Genomic DNA, 13,920 nt, shown 5'->3' with positions numbered 1-13,920 from the left:
ATACTATCTTTAATGTTAGTTGTTTCTAATTTCGTAATTATTTTTTTTACTGCTTCGTTGAATATACTTAAACTTCTGTATACGTATATTTTCCTCTATTTGAGTTTGTTTTTCTGCTATTTCGTTAACTTCATCTTCTACATCTACAACAGTTCCTTCAGTAATTTCGTTTCCTATAAGTTTTTATACTTTGAGTTATATTTATTATGTCGTTTTTATCTGTTAGCTTCTGCACTTTATCGGCTATTCTATATAAAGCATATTCTATTACTGACTTGTCTGTTTCCTCAATATTAGTACTATTTTGTATGTTAAAAATTATCTTGCTTATTATTTGGTAAATATCTTCCTCCTCTTCACTAATAATTTGAGTTGCTTGGATATTTATCTCTGTATCTAAATTTTTAACCTTATTTTTATTTATTGCTATAATTGATTGTTTAGATTTTATTGTTTCTTTTCCATAGTTGCTTTATTAGTCACGTCATTTATTTTAAAAGTGATTAGCTCACATATTTTTTTTAACCTTTGTTATTAGCATAAATTAATGCACTATACCCATCGTTATCAATAACGCTTATAGTTTTTTTATTCATTTTAGAAATTAACTGTTCACATATCTTTTTCCATCCATTATAAGCAGACCAAATTAAAGCTATATCATCATTATTATTTATGTGATTAATAGCTTGATCAGACATCCTAAAAATAAGTATTTCATAAACACTGTTTAACCCTTTCCATGCAGCATAAGTTAATGCCGTTTCTCCATTATTATTAATAATACTAATAGTCTGATTAGACATTTAAGTATAAGTAACTCACAAATCTTGCCTAAACCTTTATAAGTACAGCTAAAGTTAAGGCTATATTGCCGTTATAATCAATTTTACTAAGCACATAACCATTTAGCTCCCTCACTAAATTTTCTGCTTCTTTTTCCTTACTTTTTTTTTATTGCTGAAATTAATTGATTATATTTTAACTCTTCAAGGTCTTGTTGTTCAATAGTTGTATTTAAGGTTGCTTCAACTATGTCGTAATTATCAAGATAAAGGGAAGTTAAAGATATATTAGATTTACGAGCTTCAGCAAGGCTCCTTGCACCTTGATCGCCTATGTTGTTATCATCAAGATGAAGAGAAGTTAAAGATGTATTTACTTTAAGAGCTTCAGCGATTTCCCCCGCCCCACCACCATCTATGTTCACAGAAGTAAGACTTAGGACAATTAACCAGCTTTTCTCTAGGAATTCTATTAATTTTTCATGCGATGTTTTTGTTGCTGCTACTTTTTATGAGGATTGAAACTGTCTTTTATACATAGATATATCCTTATTAAATTCTATAAATTTTAATATTTTTTTAAAAAATGAGCTATAGATAGAATCATAGTAAGGAGTTTTAAGAATGCAATAGATATTTAATTAGCAGTATGAATAAATGAGTTGAGATTGTTTTAAGAAGTATACAAAGTTAGTTTTTTTATAATTTTGTTTTAATTTATTTAAAATTCGGTATTTAAAAGAGATTTAATACAAAAATTAAAACAAAAGGAATATAAAGGAGCATATGGATTTTTTAGAAAACGAAGGGAAACCCTGAAAGGACTTGGCGAGAGTGACGGGACTCGAACCCGCGACCTTCTGCGTGACAGGCAGACGCTCTAACCAACTGAGCTACACCCCCTTATATACTCTTCTGCTTTTAAGAATTGCTCTTTCATTTTATCAAGGATGCACATCCTCACCTATTAAGTATAGGCTGCAGGTGCTCACCTCTCAAAATAAAATTCAATTCTTGAAATCATTTGAGTATACATAAGTAGATAACAATATATATAATAATTCTTCTATTTCTGCAAGAGTAAAATATCTTATTTTATCAAAAAATATACATAACCTAACGTTTAGATTTTATAGCTTATTCCTAATATTATAATCAATAGATATCTCTATTAATCCAAAATATTAACAAAATCTTATTTTATTAAATAATTATTGGAGGTTTTATATGACTAAACCATATGTCATTAAATTAACTATTCCTTTTGAGCGTATTAAACTTTATAATCCTGTACCCGATATCGCTCTTAGAAGTGCTATTATTATGCAGGCAATAATAGATACGGACTAATACTTCTACCAAGAAAGAAGCAACCAAAGCAGAATATAACGCTAAAAAGTGGCTTTTTGAAAATAATGAAGATTTTAATTCTACTTGTTTAGAAATCGGCATTGAGCCTAATTATGTAAGAAAGACTGCTAAAAAACTAATTAAATCACAATAAAATAAAGATAAGCATCCTAAACTCTACGGCTAAAGTTTAAATTAAATTAATTTGTAATAAAACTTGAAATTACTCTAAATATAAATTAATTGTATAGGTGTTACTTAGTAACGCCTATATATTAATTATTTCAGATTATAAAGGTTATTTATGATTATTTCAGTTTCAGCTCAACATATTTCGATCGGTAATAGCTTACAAGAATATTCCAAAGAGAGGACTACGCAAGTCGTTAAAAAATATTTTACCGATATAATAAATATAGATATACATTTTTCAAAAGAGGGAATTAACTTTAAATGTGATATTATAGTAAAATATGGCTCAGGTAAACATAATATAGTCAAAAGTAATGATAGTTGTAACGATATATATGTAGCTTTTGATAAAGCTATGTCAAAACTAGAAAAACAGCTTAGAAAATATAAATCAAAATTCAAAAATCATCATGCGGGTAAAGTAAAAATATCAGAAATTGCTTACGAAGGTACTAAATATATTATTAATCCACAATCTGATAGTGAAACCTCTAACTCCGAAGATAATGATAATCCGGCAATTATCGCTGAAAAGCCTGTAGAAATATTAAAATTATCAGTAAAAGAAGCGGTAATGAAAATGGATTTAGAAGATTTACCTGCGGTAGTATTTAAAAATATCAATAATGATCGTATCAATATAGTTTATTATCGTAAAGACGGTAATATTTCTTGGGTAGATTATAATTAATGCTCATTATCCCTTATAAAGGAGTTACGCCAAGAATCGATAAAAGTGTATATATTGCCGAAAGCAGCTCTTTAATAGGAGATGTTGAAATAGGTAGTAATTCAAGCATTTGGTTTAATACAGTTCTTAGAGGCGACGTTGAATCAATAAAAATAGGAAATAATACCAACGTACAAGACGGTAGTGTAATTCATACTTCAAGATTTAACGGACCGGTAGAAATAGGCGATAATATAACTATCGGTCATCTCTCTCTTATTCATGCCTGCACAATACATAATAATGCATTTATCGGTATGCGTACTATAATAATGGATTATGCAGTAATAGAAGAATATGCTTTTATTGCTGCAGGAAGTCTTATCCCGCCAAAGAAGATAATTAAATCTAAGGAATTATGGATGGGATCCCCTGCAAAATTCGTTAGATATTTAACCGATCAAGATTTAGAATATATGCAAGATAACGTAAGAAATTATGTAAAACTTGCTAATGTTTATAAGATTCGATGTCATCCCGTGGTCAAGCCACGGGATCCAAATAACAACTTATAATACTAATAATTTGAGTATTGTTAACTGAATTCCGCGATCAAGTCAGTCTTGTTGCATGGATTGATGTCATTCCTAGCTCAGCATTATTATGTGGATCGGTTTCATCATCTGAGCTATGGAAAAACTGTAAGTTTTGATGAAGCAAGAAAGAAAAAAATGTTAAATTAACATTTTTTATTATTTTTTCTGGATTGCCACGCAATCAAAGATTGCTTGCAATGACGATTTATAGAGTCATAGAATCTTTAAATGCTTTTACTGTATTTTTAAGTAAAAACGCAATAGTCATCGGTCCGATGCCGCCTGGGACGGGAGTAATATATTTTACTTTAGGCTCAACATTTTCAAAATCAACATCACCAATAATTTTATTACCGTTAATTCTATTGATCCCTACATCAATTACTATAGATTCAGGATTAAAGTATTCAGAAGTTAGTTTTAAAGATGATCCAATAGCTGCAACAACTATATCGGCTTTAGAAGTAATAGAGCTTAAGTTTCGTGATTTAGAATGGCAAATAGTAACACTGCAATTTTCTTTTAACAGTAAAGCACTTAAAGGTTTACCTACTATATTTGAGCGTCCAATAATTACAGCGTTTTTACCGGTTAAATTAGGTTCGTATTTTTTTATAACTGCAAGACAACCAAGAGCAGTGCAGGGTATAAAGCCTTGACTGATCCCGCTATGTAAATAACCAACATTTAAAGGGTGAAAACCATCGATATCTTTAGAGGGTGATACTGCCGATAAAATTTTATTTTTATCTATAGAGCTTGGCAAAGGAAGTTGAACTATAATTCCCGAAATCTCGTTATCAAGGTTTAACTCATTGATTTTCGATATTAAATCATCTGTATGAATAGTAGTAGATAGATTTACTAATAAAATATCAATTCCTATTTTATGTGCATTTTTTATTTTATTTTTTACATAAATAATACTTGCCGGATTATCGCCTACTAATACTATAGCAAGCTTCGGTGAAGCGTCGGTTTGGCTTTTAAGTTCTTGAATTTCTAGCTTTAAATCTGCTAGTATCTCATTTGCTAACGCTTTACCGTCAATTATATTATTCACTATATTTTTATCCTTTTTCAGTTGTCATCCCGCGACTTGATCGCGGGATCCAGTTAATAATACTAACATTGTTAGTATTATTAATTGTTTTTATGGATACCATGGTCAAGCCATGGTATGACACCGAGTGCTTTTTTCGTTCCATGCAACAATACTTTCGCAGAAATGACATAGAGTACTATGATTTTTACCTTAACTTCTTTTCCCCATATTTAGTGGTAGAATACTCAAAATGTAAAACCTTGCCGTCAAATACTCTACTATAAGCATGATGAAGGCTACTTGCCGCTTCAGCAAAACCGGTAAGGATCAGTTTAAGTTTACCGGCGTAATGAGCAATATCGCCAATGGCGTAAATACCTTCTATGTTAGTTTGATAATAGGAATTGTCTACTTCAATATGGTGAAGCTTAACATTTAACCCCCAATTTGCTAAGCTACCTAGATCTTGTTTTAAACCAAAAAACGGTAGTAATATATTGGCATCTAATTTGCGAGTATTATTTTGTAGATCTTTAACTATAACTGATTGAAGTTCACTATTATTGCCCTCTAAAGCATTTAACTGATAACCGATTACTAGCTCGATTTTACCGGTTTCTGCAATATGTCTTAATTGCCTTACACTTTCAGGGGCAGCCGTAAATTTATCCCGCCTATGTACTAAATATATTTTATTTGCAATCTCTGAAAGAAAAATAGCCCAGTCGACGGCCGAATCACCGCCGCCTGCTATAACTATATTTTTACCCGCAAATTTATTTTTATCATTGATGAAATAAAAAACCGACTTGCTTTCAAAATCTTCAATATTTGCAAGAGGCGGTTTGTTCGGACCGAATGAACCTGCTCCTGCTGCAATAATAATAACTTTGCTTTTAATAAGAGTGTTTTTTGAGGTTTTAATTTCAAAAAAATCATCTTGTTTATTTAGCTCTATAGCTTGCTGACTTAAGTGATATACAGGGTTAAAAGGAGCTGCTTGAAGCTCTAACTGTTTTATTAGCTTTTCTGCTGCAATTTTAGGATAAGCCGGTATATCGTAAATAGGCTTTTCAGGATATAGGGTAATACACTGACCGCCGACAACTTCTTGTGCATCAATAACGTGACATTTCATGCCAAGCATTCCCGCCTGAAAAACTGCAAATAATCCAACCGGACCGGCACCTATTATTACAATATCGGTATTATACATTATTTTTTATATTTAAATTTTAAAAAGGATTTTATTGGATATTGAGGAAATAATCAATTGTTATTGTTAAATAGATATTGATTTAATATGTCCTAACTTAGCCCAATTAAGAATTTTTTGATCTCTAGTAAGTAGGATAGCTCCAAGACATTTTGCTGTTGCTACAATAATTCTATCAGCTGGGTCACCATGAAAATCATCCATAAGAGAAATGCTTTCAGCAGCAATCTCCGGAGAAATATCTTTAATAGATAATCCGTTGATATTTGTTATAGAGTTTAGAAAGTCCTTTATAGGTTCATAAATAATTAATACGCTTTTTAAAGTTAAGCATAGCTATTTCCCATAATGAAATAGAACTTAGGAATAATTGCGAATTTTCTTGAACTAAATTGATTTTGTGTTTTATTTGTTCTGATAATTCTTCAGGTTGTAATAATGACCACAATAAAACATGGGTATCTAGTACTAAGCCATTATTAATGTTCTGCATTCCATTTTTCTTCTATTGGATCTAATATATCCGCTTTTATCTCGGCTTTGTTTTTTAGCATACCGAATATTGAGGTCTTTTTAGTATTTATAGGTAATATTTGTGCTACTTCCCTATCTCTTTTGGTAATTATAATAGATTCCTTATCTGTTTGTAATTTTTCTATTATTTCAAGGCAATGAGACTTAAATTGACTGATTGCTATTCTAATAGCCATTTTTATACTCTAAAATAAATAATAAGTATTATAATAGTCAAATAAAATAGTCAATTATATTTGAAAAAAGATTTTATTAAATAATCAATTGTTATTTTAATAAAAATGACATATTATAATAAATGGTAATATTAATATAATGATTATAAGGTAGAATATGGAAAGAGTAATAACGAGTATGGATGCACACGGTAGAATGCTTATACCGTCATCAATTAGAGAAAAGTTTAATATGCATCCAGGCGAAAAAATTACTATAGAAATTGATGATAACGAAATCAAAATTGTTAATGCAGAACATACAATTGACGAAATGCACAAAATTTTTACAAAAAATCAGACTAATAAAAAAAAGTCCGTAGTAGATGATTTTATTACTCGAAAACATCAGGAATATTTAATTGAAGAATCAAAAAGTAAAAAGAATGTCTAAAATAGTATTGGATGCATCAGCACTAATTGCTTTATTTGCAAAAGAAAACGGATATCAATTGATTAAAAAATATATGAAAGACGGAGTAATTTCAAGCGTGAATATTGCTGAGGTTTATAAATATTGCATTGAAATACAAGGTTTAGCAGAAGAAGATGCAAAAACTCTTATTAAATTATCAGATATCAAAATTATAGATTTTTGCCATGAGCAAGCATTAATTAGTACAAATGTTATTCATAAAACTAAGACTTACGGCTTATCGCTTGGAGATAGAGCATGCATTGCACTTGCTATGCTTAAAAATTACCCGATTCTTACTTGTGATAGAATTTGGCAAAAACTAGACTTAAATATTCAATTTATTATAGCAAGATAACACATTCTACCAGCTGAATTAACATTCATTTGAGTATACACATGTATAAAAAAACCAACACAAATTCTATGGGAAAAATATCATAAATTCATATTAAATATAACGATTTAATATAAAAGAGGGAATTGTTTCTGTTGATAAAAGCTATTATGCGATAAGACCGATTACCGGAGGTCTTGCCTTGATTAAAGTAAATAGTTTAAAAATGTCGGAGTTTATAATAATAATCTATTAGCGGGTTATACTGATGATAAAGGTAAAATGCTTGTACCTAACATAACACCGTATGTTCCTTCTGAAATAAGACTAGACGATGAAAATCTACCTCTTAATACCGAGTTTGAGGATATTTCTTTGAAAGTTGCTCCAAAAACAAAATCAGCAGTATTATTAGATTTCAACGTTAAAATAATTAAAAGCGTTGAAATGACTATGTTTGATAGTAATAAACATTTTATTTCGTTTGATAGTACGGTTAATATTGAAGGTTTAGACGAGGAAATATTTGTAGGTTATGATGGTAAGGTTTATATTAAAGATCTTGAAGTATTAAATGGTTCTATTTGTGACGAGAATGAAGAGAATAATAAATGCTGTCATTTTAGCATACCGGTTAATAGAGATTTAAATGACCCTGTAATTGATTTAGGCGAAGCGATATGCAAATGAAGACCTTATTGTCATTCCTGCGAAAGTATTATTATATGGCTCTTATGTCATTCCCGCTTTCGCGGGAATGACATAAAAGTATTAGGCTATCCTAAGCAATTCTTTTTAGATAATACTAGGAAATTAATAGCAGTATTATTAATCAATATTATCAGGAAATGCTGCGGCGTTACTTGCAACATGTAATATATCAGTTCCAACTGTAAGTTTTGGTAGTTTTGCTGTTTCTTCCGTTAGAACCACTTCTGTTAATGCTATGGTTACGTGCAGCGGCTTATTATCTCTGCTTGTTAGCTATACCGTAACTTTTAGTACAGGTGCTGCTAATATTTATAACCCAAGAAATATGATTAATGGGGTACGTAAGCTGCATTATAATTTATACAAAGATGCAGGTTTTACGTCAAATACTCGAAACGGTACTAGTAGTACTGTAACATTTACCGATAGCTATTTATTGGGGCTTGGACCGGTAACAAGAAACTACACGGTCTATGCACGCCTGCCGTCACAACCTCTTGCCGCTACTGGTACGTTTCAAGACACTATTACTGCAACCGTAACCCAGCCATAGCTATATAATAAAAAAATCTTTGAAATCAAGATTCTTCAGCCTAGATATCTGTGTTCTAACTTTATTGCTTGCATAGATTGATTTACAGGGTGCTGGACATTACTGTCCGGTATTATGAAGTTGTATTTTTATTATAATATCAAAAACAATTTAAGTTTTATATTACATAATTAATAATTATAATAATGTTATTATTATAACTATATTTAGTATTTTGTAGTTACTTAATATTTTTAACTTAAATAAAGGTCGAAGTTATGAAAAATGAAGAACAACAAAATCAACCAGCTCCAAAACATGGTCGAATAATATTCCCTCTTTACACAATGGGAAAAGTTTGTGTAGATAAGAAGCTAATAGATGAAGAGTGGAAACTTAACGGATTTGAAATAGGGAAAGGGAGTGATGAGTGTTTTGGAGATGATGTCGCAGGGGAACCGCTACCACTAGATGGGCATATTCTTAATGGTGGGCGTACAGATGATACAGATTGGGTAAAATGCTACTAATGAAGAAATAAGAGCGGAATTAAAAGATCCAACGTTTAACTGGATAAACTTTGCTATACCATTAGAGGGTGAGAAAAAACTTACAATAGAATGGGATTATACTGCGTCACATAAAACTCGCGGTTATATTAGTGCAAATGACAAAGGCAGAGTTTACCTTTGAAAATAGACTGAAACACGACGATTTAGAAGAAATTTATAGTGAACTTTCTGATAAATTCCCTTATTGGGATCATACGTTAGCTCCTTCTAAAACGATTGAAGTAACTTTTCCAGACAGAGATCCAGGATATTATGTTGTAGAAGTTGATTGAATAGTAGCCGACACACCACGTAAATTTGTTTCATCGTTTATTATTGAATATAAGGATGAGGTTTTATACCAATAGGTCTTAATACAAATGATGGAGAATGCCTTTAACGTTATTCCCGCGTAGATACCGGTCTTATTGCATGGATCGGTTTTCCTTCTGTTGCGCTGTGACTTGATCACGTGATCCAGCTTAAGATACTAAAATTATTAGTATTGCAAGTTGTTTTTTTGGATACCGTGGCTAAGCCACGGTATGACATTTTTGCTATTTTCCGAGCCATGCAACAATACCTGACCGCAGGCATCCAGTACTTTAAAGCTTTTTAAATAGTTTTGATATCCACTTTTATCTAGTATGATATCGATCCTTAAACTGATGCCTACGCGGGAATGCAACCTGGATCCACGCAATGATGCCTTACTTCCGCAGGGTAAGACTGCTTGTGCCTTAAGAAAGCATAATATTTGTAAAAACTATTCTATATAGTAATCAAGGGTGATTTGTGTCAAGTCAAAAATCTAAAAAAAAATAAATATTTATATTGAATAAATTATTATTCTCGTGTCTACTTAGGTGAAGATTCTATACACTGAATATGGTGTCATTTTTTCAAAATAAGCATTATAAATAACGCCTACAACCCCATTAGTACCTATAATGAACACGCTTAAAAAAAACAAATTTCAAATAACTATAAACAACAACCATAACAATTTACTTACTCCTTTCGGTAAAGCTATTCTGCGAGATCGATATCTTATGAAAGGTGAGGATTTTCAAGATTTATTTGCAAGAGTTTCTAGTTATTATGCCGAAAATAAACAGCATGCTCAGAAGTTATATGAATATATGAGTAAAATGTGGTTTATGCCGGCAACACCGATCTTAAGTAACGGTGGAACGGATAGGGGGCTTCCTATTTCATGCTTCTTGAATGAGACCGATGATAGCTTAGATGATATAGTAAATTTATGGACAGAAAATGTTTGGCTTGCTTCGAGAGGAGGGGGGATTGGTAGCTATTGGGGTAATATTCGGTCTATAAACGAAGAAATTCATAATAAGGGTCACTCTTCGGGAATCATACCGTTTATTAAAGTAATGGATTCTATGACTCTTGCTATTTCGCAAGGTTCCATTAGGCGAGGTTCATCAGCTGTATATTTACCTATTAATCACCCTGAAATTGAAGAGTTTATCGATATAAGACGTCCAACAGGGGGGGATATAAATAGAAAATCTCTCAATATTCATCACGGTATAGCTATTACCGATGAATTTATGAAAGCCGTTGAAAACAATACGGATTTTGACCTTATTAGTCCTGCTACCAAAAAAGTTGTAAATAAAGTTAGAGCAAGAGATTTATGGGTTAAGTTATTAACTACTAGAATAGAAACGGGTGAGCCTTACTTATTATTTATCGATAGTGTTAATAAATCCATACCTGAGCATCATAAAAAATTAGGGCTTCAAGTTAAAATGTCCAATCTTTGTAGCGAAATTACATTGCCGACGGGAATTGATCATTTAGGAAAGTCAAGAACTGCCGTTTGCTGCCTTTCTTCTTTAAATTTAGAGTATTATGAAGAGTGGAAAGATGATAAAGAATTTATCCATTCTATTATGTTGTTCCTTGATAATGTTTTAGAAGACTTTATTAATAAAGCACCGGATACTATGGCAAGAGCTAAATATTCGGCTTTGCGTGAGCGAAGCGTTGGACTTGGCGTAATGGGATTCCACTCATTTTTGCAAATGAAAAAAGTACCGATAGAATCGGTTATGGCAAAAGTTTGGAATAAAAAAATATTTGAATATATATCTGCTGAAGCCGATAAAGCCTCAATAGAAATCGGTAAAGAAAAAGGAGCATGTCCTGATGCTTTAGATGCAGGAAGTAATGAACGATTTAGCAATAAAACCGCAATAGCACCTACCGCTTCAATTTCGATAATAGCAGGTAATGCCTCACCCGGAATAGAGCCGTTTGCCGCTAATAGCTTTGTACAAAAGACTTTAACCGGTTCTTTTAACGTGCGTAACAAACATTTAGAAAAGTTATTAGAAGAGACAGGATTTAATAATGATCAAGTTTGGTCTTCGATTGCAACACATGAAGGCTCAGTACAACATTTAACATTTTTATCCGAAGAAGAAAAACAGGTTTTCAAAACCGCTTACGAAATTGATCAGAATTGGCTAATTGAACTGGCGAGCGATCGTACTCCTTACATTACGCAAGCACAATCTTTAAACATCTTTTTACCGGGTAATGTTAGTAAGAAATATTTAAATAATATTCATTTTAAAGCCTGGAAAAAAGGAGTAAAAAGTTTATATTACTGTAGATCGACATCAATACAGCGAGCTGATAAGGTCTCGCATGACGTATTAAAAGCCGATTTTAAAGATTTAGAGAAACAAAATGACAAGCTAGCAGAAGCGGGTAACTATGAGGAATGCTTAGCTTGTCAGTAAGTATAATACAACTATGCAAAGATATTTAGACCCAACAAATGATATAGCATTTAAAAAATTGTTTACGGATAAAACAAGGTTACTAAGCTTTCTTAATAATATTATGAGGTTACCTGAAGAGTTAAGGATTATCGACCTTGAATATATTTCAAACGAACAAGTACCGGATTTAGGGCAGAATAAAAGGAGTATAGTAGACGTAAAAGTTAGAGATAACTCCGGTAATATTTATATTGTTGAGATGCAAAACAGCTATGCCGATGCTTTTTTAGCAAGAGTACAATTTTACGGTTGTATAGCGTTTTCTTCGCAATTAAAAAGAGGAAAAGAATATACTGATCTAGCTCCTGTAGTAATGGTAGTAATTACTTCTGGATTTCAGGCATTACCCGAGGAAAAAGAATGTATTAGCTATCATCAAACTATTAATGTCGGCAACGGTAAGCATCAACTTAAATGCTTGTCTTACGTATTTGCTGAATTAGACAAATTTACCAAAGAAGCAGATGAGTTAGAAAGTTTAGAAGATGATTAGTTATATATGATGGCTAAATTCGATAGAGCAAAAGAACCCCCAAAACATACAAAAGATGAAATAGTATTATCAGCCTATAACACTATTGAACAATTTAACTGGAGTGAAGCAGAATACGACAATTATATTAAAGCGATGCTTGCTGCTCAAACGGAAGAGTTAAATCAAAAAAGTAAGTATAATGAGGGAAAAACTGATAGGAAAGTTGAGGGTATTAAAATTGGGAAAACTAGAAAAAATATGTTAGCGGATAATGAGCCGATAGAGAAAATAATTAAATATGCTAAGCTTTCAAAAGAAGAAATAGAAAAATTAAAAGAATAAAAATAAAAGAAAAATTATGTCACTACTTGATGCAAGTCCAATTTATAAACCATTTTCATATCCATGGGCATATGAAGCTTGGCACACTCAACAAAAAATTCATTGGTTACCGGAAGAAATACCGCTTGCCGACGATGTTAAAGATTGGAAATATAACTTAATTCCAGGGGAAAAACATCTATTAACGCAAATATTTCGTTTTTTTACACAGGCAGATATTGAAGTGAATAATTGCTATATGAAGCATTATGCACAAGTATTTAAACCGACTGAAGTATTAATGATGTTATCGGCATTTTCTAATATGGAAACGGTACATATTGCAGCATATTCGTATTTACTTGATACGGTAGGTATGCCGGAAGTAGAATATTCAGCATTTCTTAAATATAAGGAAATGAAAGACAAGTATGATTATATGCAGCAATTCGGAGTGGATACCAAAGAAGATATAGCAACTACACTAGCAGTATTTGGAGCTTTTACTGAAGGATTACAGCTATTTGCTTCTTTTGCGATCATGCTTAATTTTCCTCGTTTTAATAAAATGAAAGGTATGGGTCAGATTATTGCTTGGTCAGTGCGCGATGAAACGCTTCATACTAACTCAATTATTACTCTGTTTAAGACTTTTATAAGAGAAAACCCTGAAGTTTGGACGGAAACTTTACGTAAACGTATTTATGAAGCTTGTACGACTATTGTGCATTTTGAAGATGCCTTTATTGAACTTGCTTTTGAAGTCGGCGGTATTGAGGGGTTAACGGCATATGAAGTAAGACAATATATTCGTTATATTGCCGACCGTCGTTTAATGCAGCTAGGACTCAAAGATGTATATTTGGTAAATCATAACCCGCTTCCTTGGCTTGATGAAATGCTAAACGGAGTCGAGCATACGAACTTTTTTGAAAATAGAGCAACTGAATATTCAAAAGCAGCGACTACCGGTTCATGGGAAGAAGTATTCACTGAGATGGATACTAAAAGTGGAGGCTAAATAATATACTCAGATAGAACTTGAAAAATTGGCAGCAATATCTTTGTAAGACCTCAGATGCTGAATGTGTTGTGTCGAAGTATACTACTCTTCATTTTACTTCGAAGTATACATATTAACAACAAGAATAAAAAAATT

Annotated in this window: 20 protein-coding genes, 1 tRNA gene and 1 pseudogene; 13 read left to right on the top strand and 9 right to left on the bottom strand. The window is 31.8% G+C overall.

Translation table 11 applies throughout. The features are described from left to right. Window positions 1–521: 521 nt before the first annotated feature. From RAS_RS03155 to RAS_RS03145, 3 genes are all read right to left on the bottom strand, one after another. The gene (locus RAS_RS03155) at window positions 522–806 is read right to left on the bottom strand and encodes an ankyrin repeat domain-containing protein (protein ID WP_147142253.1); all 285 of its coding nucleotides are present in this window, start codon (window positions 804–806) and stop codon (window positions 522–524) included. Window positions 807–943: 137 nt separating this feature from the next. Next, window positions 944–1,210, bottom strand: a complete 267-nt coding sequence (locus RAS_RS09565) for a hypothetical protein (RefSeq protein ID WP_232049321.1) — start codon at window positions 1,208–1,210, stop codon at window positions 944–946. 401 nt (window positions 1,211–1,611) lie between these two features. Then, window positions 1,612–1,688: transfer RNA gene (locus RAS_RS03145), tRNA-Asp, on the bottom strand. Between the two features lie 324 nt (window positions 1,689–2,012). Between RAS_RS03145 and RAS_RS03140 the strand changes: the two are divergent. From RAS_RS03140 to RAS_RS03130, 3 genes and pseudogenes are all read left to right on the top strand, one after another. Further along, window positions 2,013–2,289: pseudogene (locus tag RAS_RS03140) on the top strand (hypothetical protein). Between the two features lie 150 nt (window positions 2,290–2,439). After that, window positions 2,440–3,018: a ribosome hibernation-promoting factor, HPF/YfiA family gene (gene hpf, locus RAS_RS03135; protein ID WP_147142250.1), complete on the top strand. Its 579-nt coding sequence runs from the start codon at window positions 2,440–2,442 to the stop codon at window positions 3,016–3,018. Next, window positions 3,018–3,572: a gamma carbonic anhydrase family protein gene (locus RAS_RS03130; protein WP_147142247.1), complete on the top strand. Its 555-nt coding sequence runs from the start codon at window positions 3,018–3,020 to the stop codon at window positions 3,570–3,572. Before hpf ends, RAS_RS03130 begins: the two co-directional genes overlap by 1 nt. Before the next feature lie 37 nt (window positions 3,573–3,609). Here RAS_RS03130 and RAS_RS08565 read toward each other — a convergent pair whose 3' ends face one another. From RAS_RS08565 to RAS_RS03105, 6 genes are all read right to left on the bottom strand, one after another. Further along, on the bottom strand, window positions 3,610–3,774 hold the full coding sequence (locus RAS_RS08565) for a hypothetical protein (protein WP_172616118.1): 165 nt from the start codon (window positions 3,772–3,774) through the stop codon (window positions 3,610–3,612). Between the two features lie 24 nt (window positions 3,775–3,798). Next, the gene (gene folD, locus RAS_RS03125) at window positions 3,799–4,656 is read right to left on the bottom strand and encodes a bifunctional methylenetetrahydrofolate dehydrogenase/methenyltetrahydrofolate cyclohydrolase FolD (protein ID WP_010423077.1); all 858 of its coding nucleotides are present in this window, start codon (window positions 4,654–4,656) and stop codon (window positions 3,799–3,801) included. A 187-nt stretch (window positions 4,657–4,843) separates the two neighbouring features. Beyond that, window positions 4,844–5,854 carry an NAD(P)/FAD-dependent oxidoreductase gene (locus RAS_RS03115; protein WP_147142241.1) on the bottom strand — a complete coding sequence of 337 codons (1,011 nt, stop codon included), beginning with the start codon at window positions 5,852–5,854 and terminating at the stop codon, window positions 4,844–4,846. A 66-nt stretch (window positions 5,855–5,920) separates the two neighbouring features. Then, entirely contained in the window at window positions 5,921–6,067 is a 147-nt protein-coding gene (locus RAS_RS09560) for a PIN domain-containing protein (RefSeq protein ID WP_332094811.1), read from the bottom strand. 85 nt (window positions 6,068–6,152) lie between these two features. Next, window positions 6,153–6,347, bottom strand: coding sequence for a PIN domain-containing protein (locus tag RAS_RS09555; protein ID WP_232049320.1), 195 nt, complete (start codon window positions 6,345–6,347; stop codon window positions 6,153–6,155). Next, window positions 6,334–6,564 (bottom strand): type II toxin-antitoxin system Phd/YefM family antitoxin, encoded by a 231-nt coding sequence (locus tag RAS_RS03105; RefSeq protein ID WP_010423071.1) that lies wholly within the window; start codon window positions 6,562–6,564, stop codon window positions 6,334–6,336. Before RAS_RS03105 ends, RAS_RS09555 begins: the two co-directional genes overlap by 14 nt. A gap of 157 nt (window positions 6,565–6,721) precedes the next feature. Here RAS_RS03105 and RAS_RS03100 point away from each other — a divergent pair, with 157 nt between their 5' ends. The 10 genes from RAS_RS03100 (at window position 6,722) to RAS_RS03060 (ending at window position 13,782) form a co-directional block, all read left to right on the top strand. Next, window positions 6,722–6,997 carry an AbrB/MazE/SpoVT family DNA-binding domain-containing protein gene (locus RAS_RS03100; protein WP_232049319.1) on the top strand — a complete coding sequence of 92 codons (276 nt, stop codon included), beginning with the start codon at window positions 6,722–6,724 and terminating at the stop codon, window positions 6,995–6,997. Continuing rightward, the gene (locus RAS_RS03095) at window positions 6,990–7,376 is read left to right on the top strand and encodes a type II toxin-antitoxin system VapC family toxin (RefSeq protein WP_147142240.1); all 387 of its coding nucleotides are present in this window, start codon (window positions 6,990–6,992) and stop codon (window positions 7,374–7,376) included. The genes RAS_RS03100 and RAS_RS03095 overlap by 8 nt, the downstream gene beginning before the upstream one ends. Before the next feature lie 261 nt (window positions 7,377–7,637). Further along, on the top strand, window positions 7,638–8,045 hold the full coding sequence (locus tag RAS_RS09550; RefSeq protein WP_232049318.1) for a hypothetical protein: 408 nt from the start codon (window positions 7,638–7,640) through the stop codon (window positions 8,043–8,045). A gap of 145 nt (window positions 8,046–8,190) precedes the next feature. After that, window positions 8,191–8,619 carry a spore coat protein U domain-containing protein gene (locus RAS_RS03085; RefSeq protein WP_147142237.1) on the top strand — a complete coding sequence of 143 codons (429 nt, stop codon included), beginning with the start codon at window positions 8,191–8,193 and terminating at the stop codon, window positions 8,617–8,619. Between the two features lie 257 nt (window positions 8,620–8,876). Continuing rightward, entirely contained in the window at window positions 8,877–9,128 is a 252-nt protein-coding gene (locus RAS_RS03080; RefSeq protein ID WP_147142234.1) for a chitin-binding protein, read from the top strand. A gap of 137 nt (window positions 9,129–9,265) precedes the next feature. Further along, window positions 9,266–9,442: a chitin-binding protein gene (locus RAS_RS03075; RefSeq protein ID WP_147142231.1), complete on the top strand. Its 177-nt coding sequence runs from the start codon at window positions 9,266–9,268 to the stop codon at window positions 9,440–9,442. A gap of 657 nt (window positions 9,443–10,099) precedes the next feature. Next, a complete protein-coding gene (locus tag RAS_RS03070) occupies window positions 10,100–11,923 on the top strand; it encodes a ribonucleoside-diphosphate reductase subunit alpha (protein WP_147142227.1) in 1,824 nt (607 codons plus the stop codon). 13 nt (window positions 11,924–11,936) lie between these two features. Then, window positions 11,937–12,458 (top strand): Rpn family recombination-promoting nuclease/putative transposase, encoded by a 522-nt coding sequence (locus RAS_RS09545; protein ID WP_232049317.1) that lies wholly within the window; start codon window positions 11,937–11,939, stop codon window positions 12,456–12,458. 6 nt (window positions 12,459–12,464) lie between these two features. Further along, on the top strand, window positions 12,465–12,782 hold the full coding sequence (locus RAS_RS09540; RefSeq protein ID WP_232049316.1) for a hypothetical protein: 318 nt from the start codon (window positions 12,465–12,467) through the stop codon (window positions 12,780–12,782). A 16-nt stretch (window positions 12,783–12,798) separates the two neighbouring features. Further along, entirely contained in the window at window positions 12,799–13,782 is a 984-nt protein-coding gene (locus tag RAS_RS03060) for a ribonucleotide-diphosphate reductase subunit beta (RefSeq protein WP_147142224.1), read from the top strand. The last annotated feature ends 138 nt before the right edge of the window (window positions 13,783–13,920 follow it).

Origin of the sequence: Rickettsia asiatica (genome assembly GCF_007989425.1) — a bacterium.
Taxonomy (GTDB): Bacteria; Pseudomonadota; Alphaproteobacteria; order Rickettsiales; family Rickettsiaceae; genus Rickettsia; species Rickettsia helvetica.
This window is presented reverse-complemented; position numbering and strand designations above follow the sequence as displayed.

Excerpts from the sequence above, each read along its gene's own strand:
- RAS_RS09550 (WP_232049318.1), top strand. The coding sequence starts at position 7,638 with ATGCTTGTACCTAACATAACACCGTATGTTCCTTCTGAAATAAGACTA.
- RAS_RS03155 (WP_147142253.1), bottom strand. The coding sequence starts at position 806 with ATGTCTAATCAGACTATTAGTATTATTAATAATAATGGAGAAACGGCA.
- RAS_RS03115 (WP_147142241.1), bottom strand. The coding sequence starts at position 5,854 with ATGTATAATACCGATATTGTAATAATAGGTGCCGGTCCGGTTGGATTA.
- RAS_RS03095 (WP_147142240.1), top strand. The coding sequence starts at position 6,990 with ATGTCTAAAATAGTATTGGATGCATCAGCACTAATTGCTTTATTTGCA.
- RAS_RS09540 (WP_232049316.1), top strand. The coding sequence starts at position 12,465 with ATGATGGCTAAATTCGATAGAGCAAAAGAACCCCCAAAACATACAAAA.
- hpf (WP_147142250.1), top strand. The coding sequence starts at position 2,440 with ATGATTATTTCAGTTTCAGCTCAACATATTTCGATCGGTAATAGCTTA.
- RAS_RS03130 (WP_147142247.1), top strand. The coding sequence starts at position 3,018 with ATGCTCATTATCCCTTATAAAGGAGTTACGCCAAGAATCGATAAAAGT.
- RAS_RS03080 (WP_147142234.1), top strand. The coding sequence starts at position 8,877 with ATGAAAAATGAAGAACAACAAAATCAACCAGCTCCAAAACATGGTCGA.
- RAS_RS09555 (WP_232049320.1), bottom strand. The coding sequence starts at position 6,347 with ATGCAGAACATTAATAATGGCTTAGTACTAGATACCCATGTTTTATTG.
- RAS_RS03100 (WP_232049319.1), top strand. The coding sequence starts at position 6,722 with ATGGAAAGAGTAATAACGAGTATGGATGCACACGGTAGAATGCTTATA.
- RAS_RS03075 (WP_147142231.1), top strand. The coding sequence starts at position 9,266 with ATGACAAAGGCAGAGTTTACCTTTGAAAATAGACTGAAACACGACGAT.
- RAS_RS09545 (WP_232049317.1), top strand. The coding sequence starts at position 11,937 with ATGCAAAGATATTTAGACCCAACAAATGATATAGCATTTAAAAAATTG.
- RAS_RS03070 (WP_147142227.1), top strand. The coding sequence starts at position 10,100 with ATGAACACGCTTAAAAAAAACAAATTTCAAATAACTATAAACAACAAC.
- RAS_RS03105 (WP_010423071.1), bottom strand. The coding sequence starts at position 6,564 with ATGGCTATTAGAATAGCAATCAGTCAATTTAAGTCTCATTGCCTTGAA.
- RAS_RS03060 (WP_147142224.1), top strand. The coding sequence starts at position 12,799 with ATGTCACTACTTGATGCAAGTCCAATTTATAAACCATTTTCATATCCA.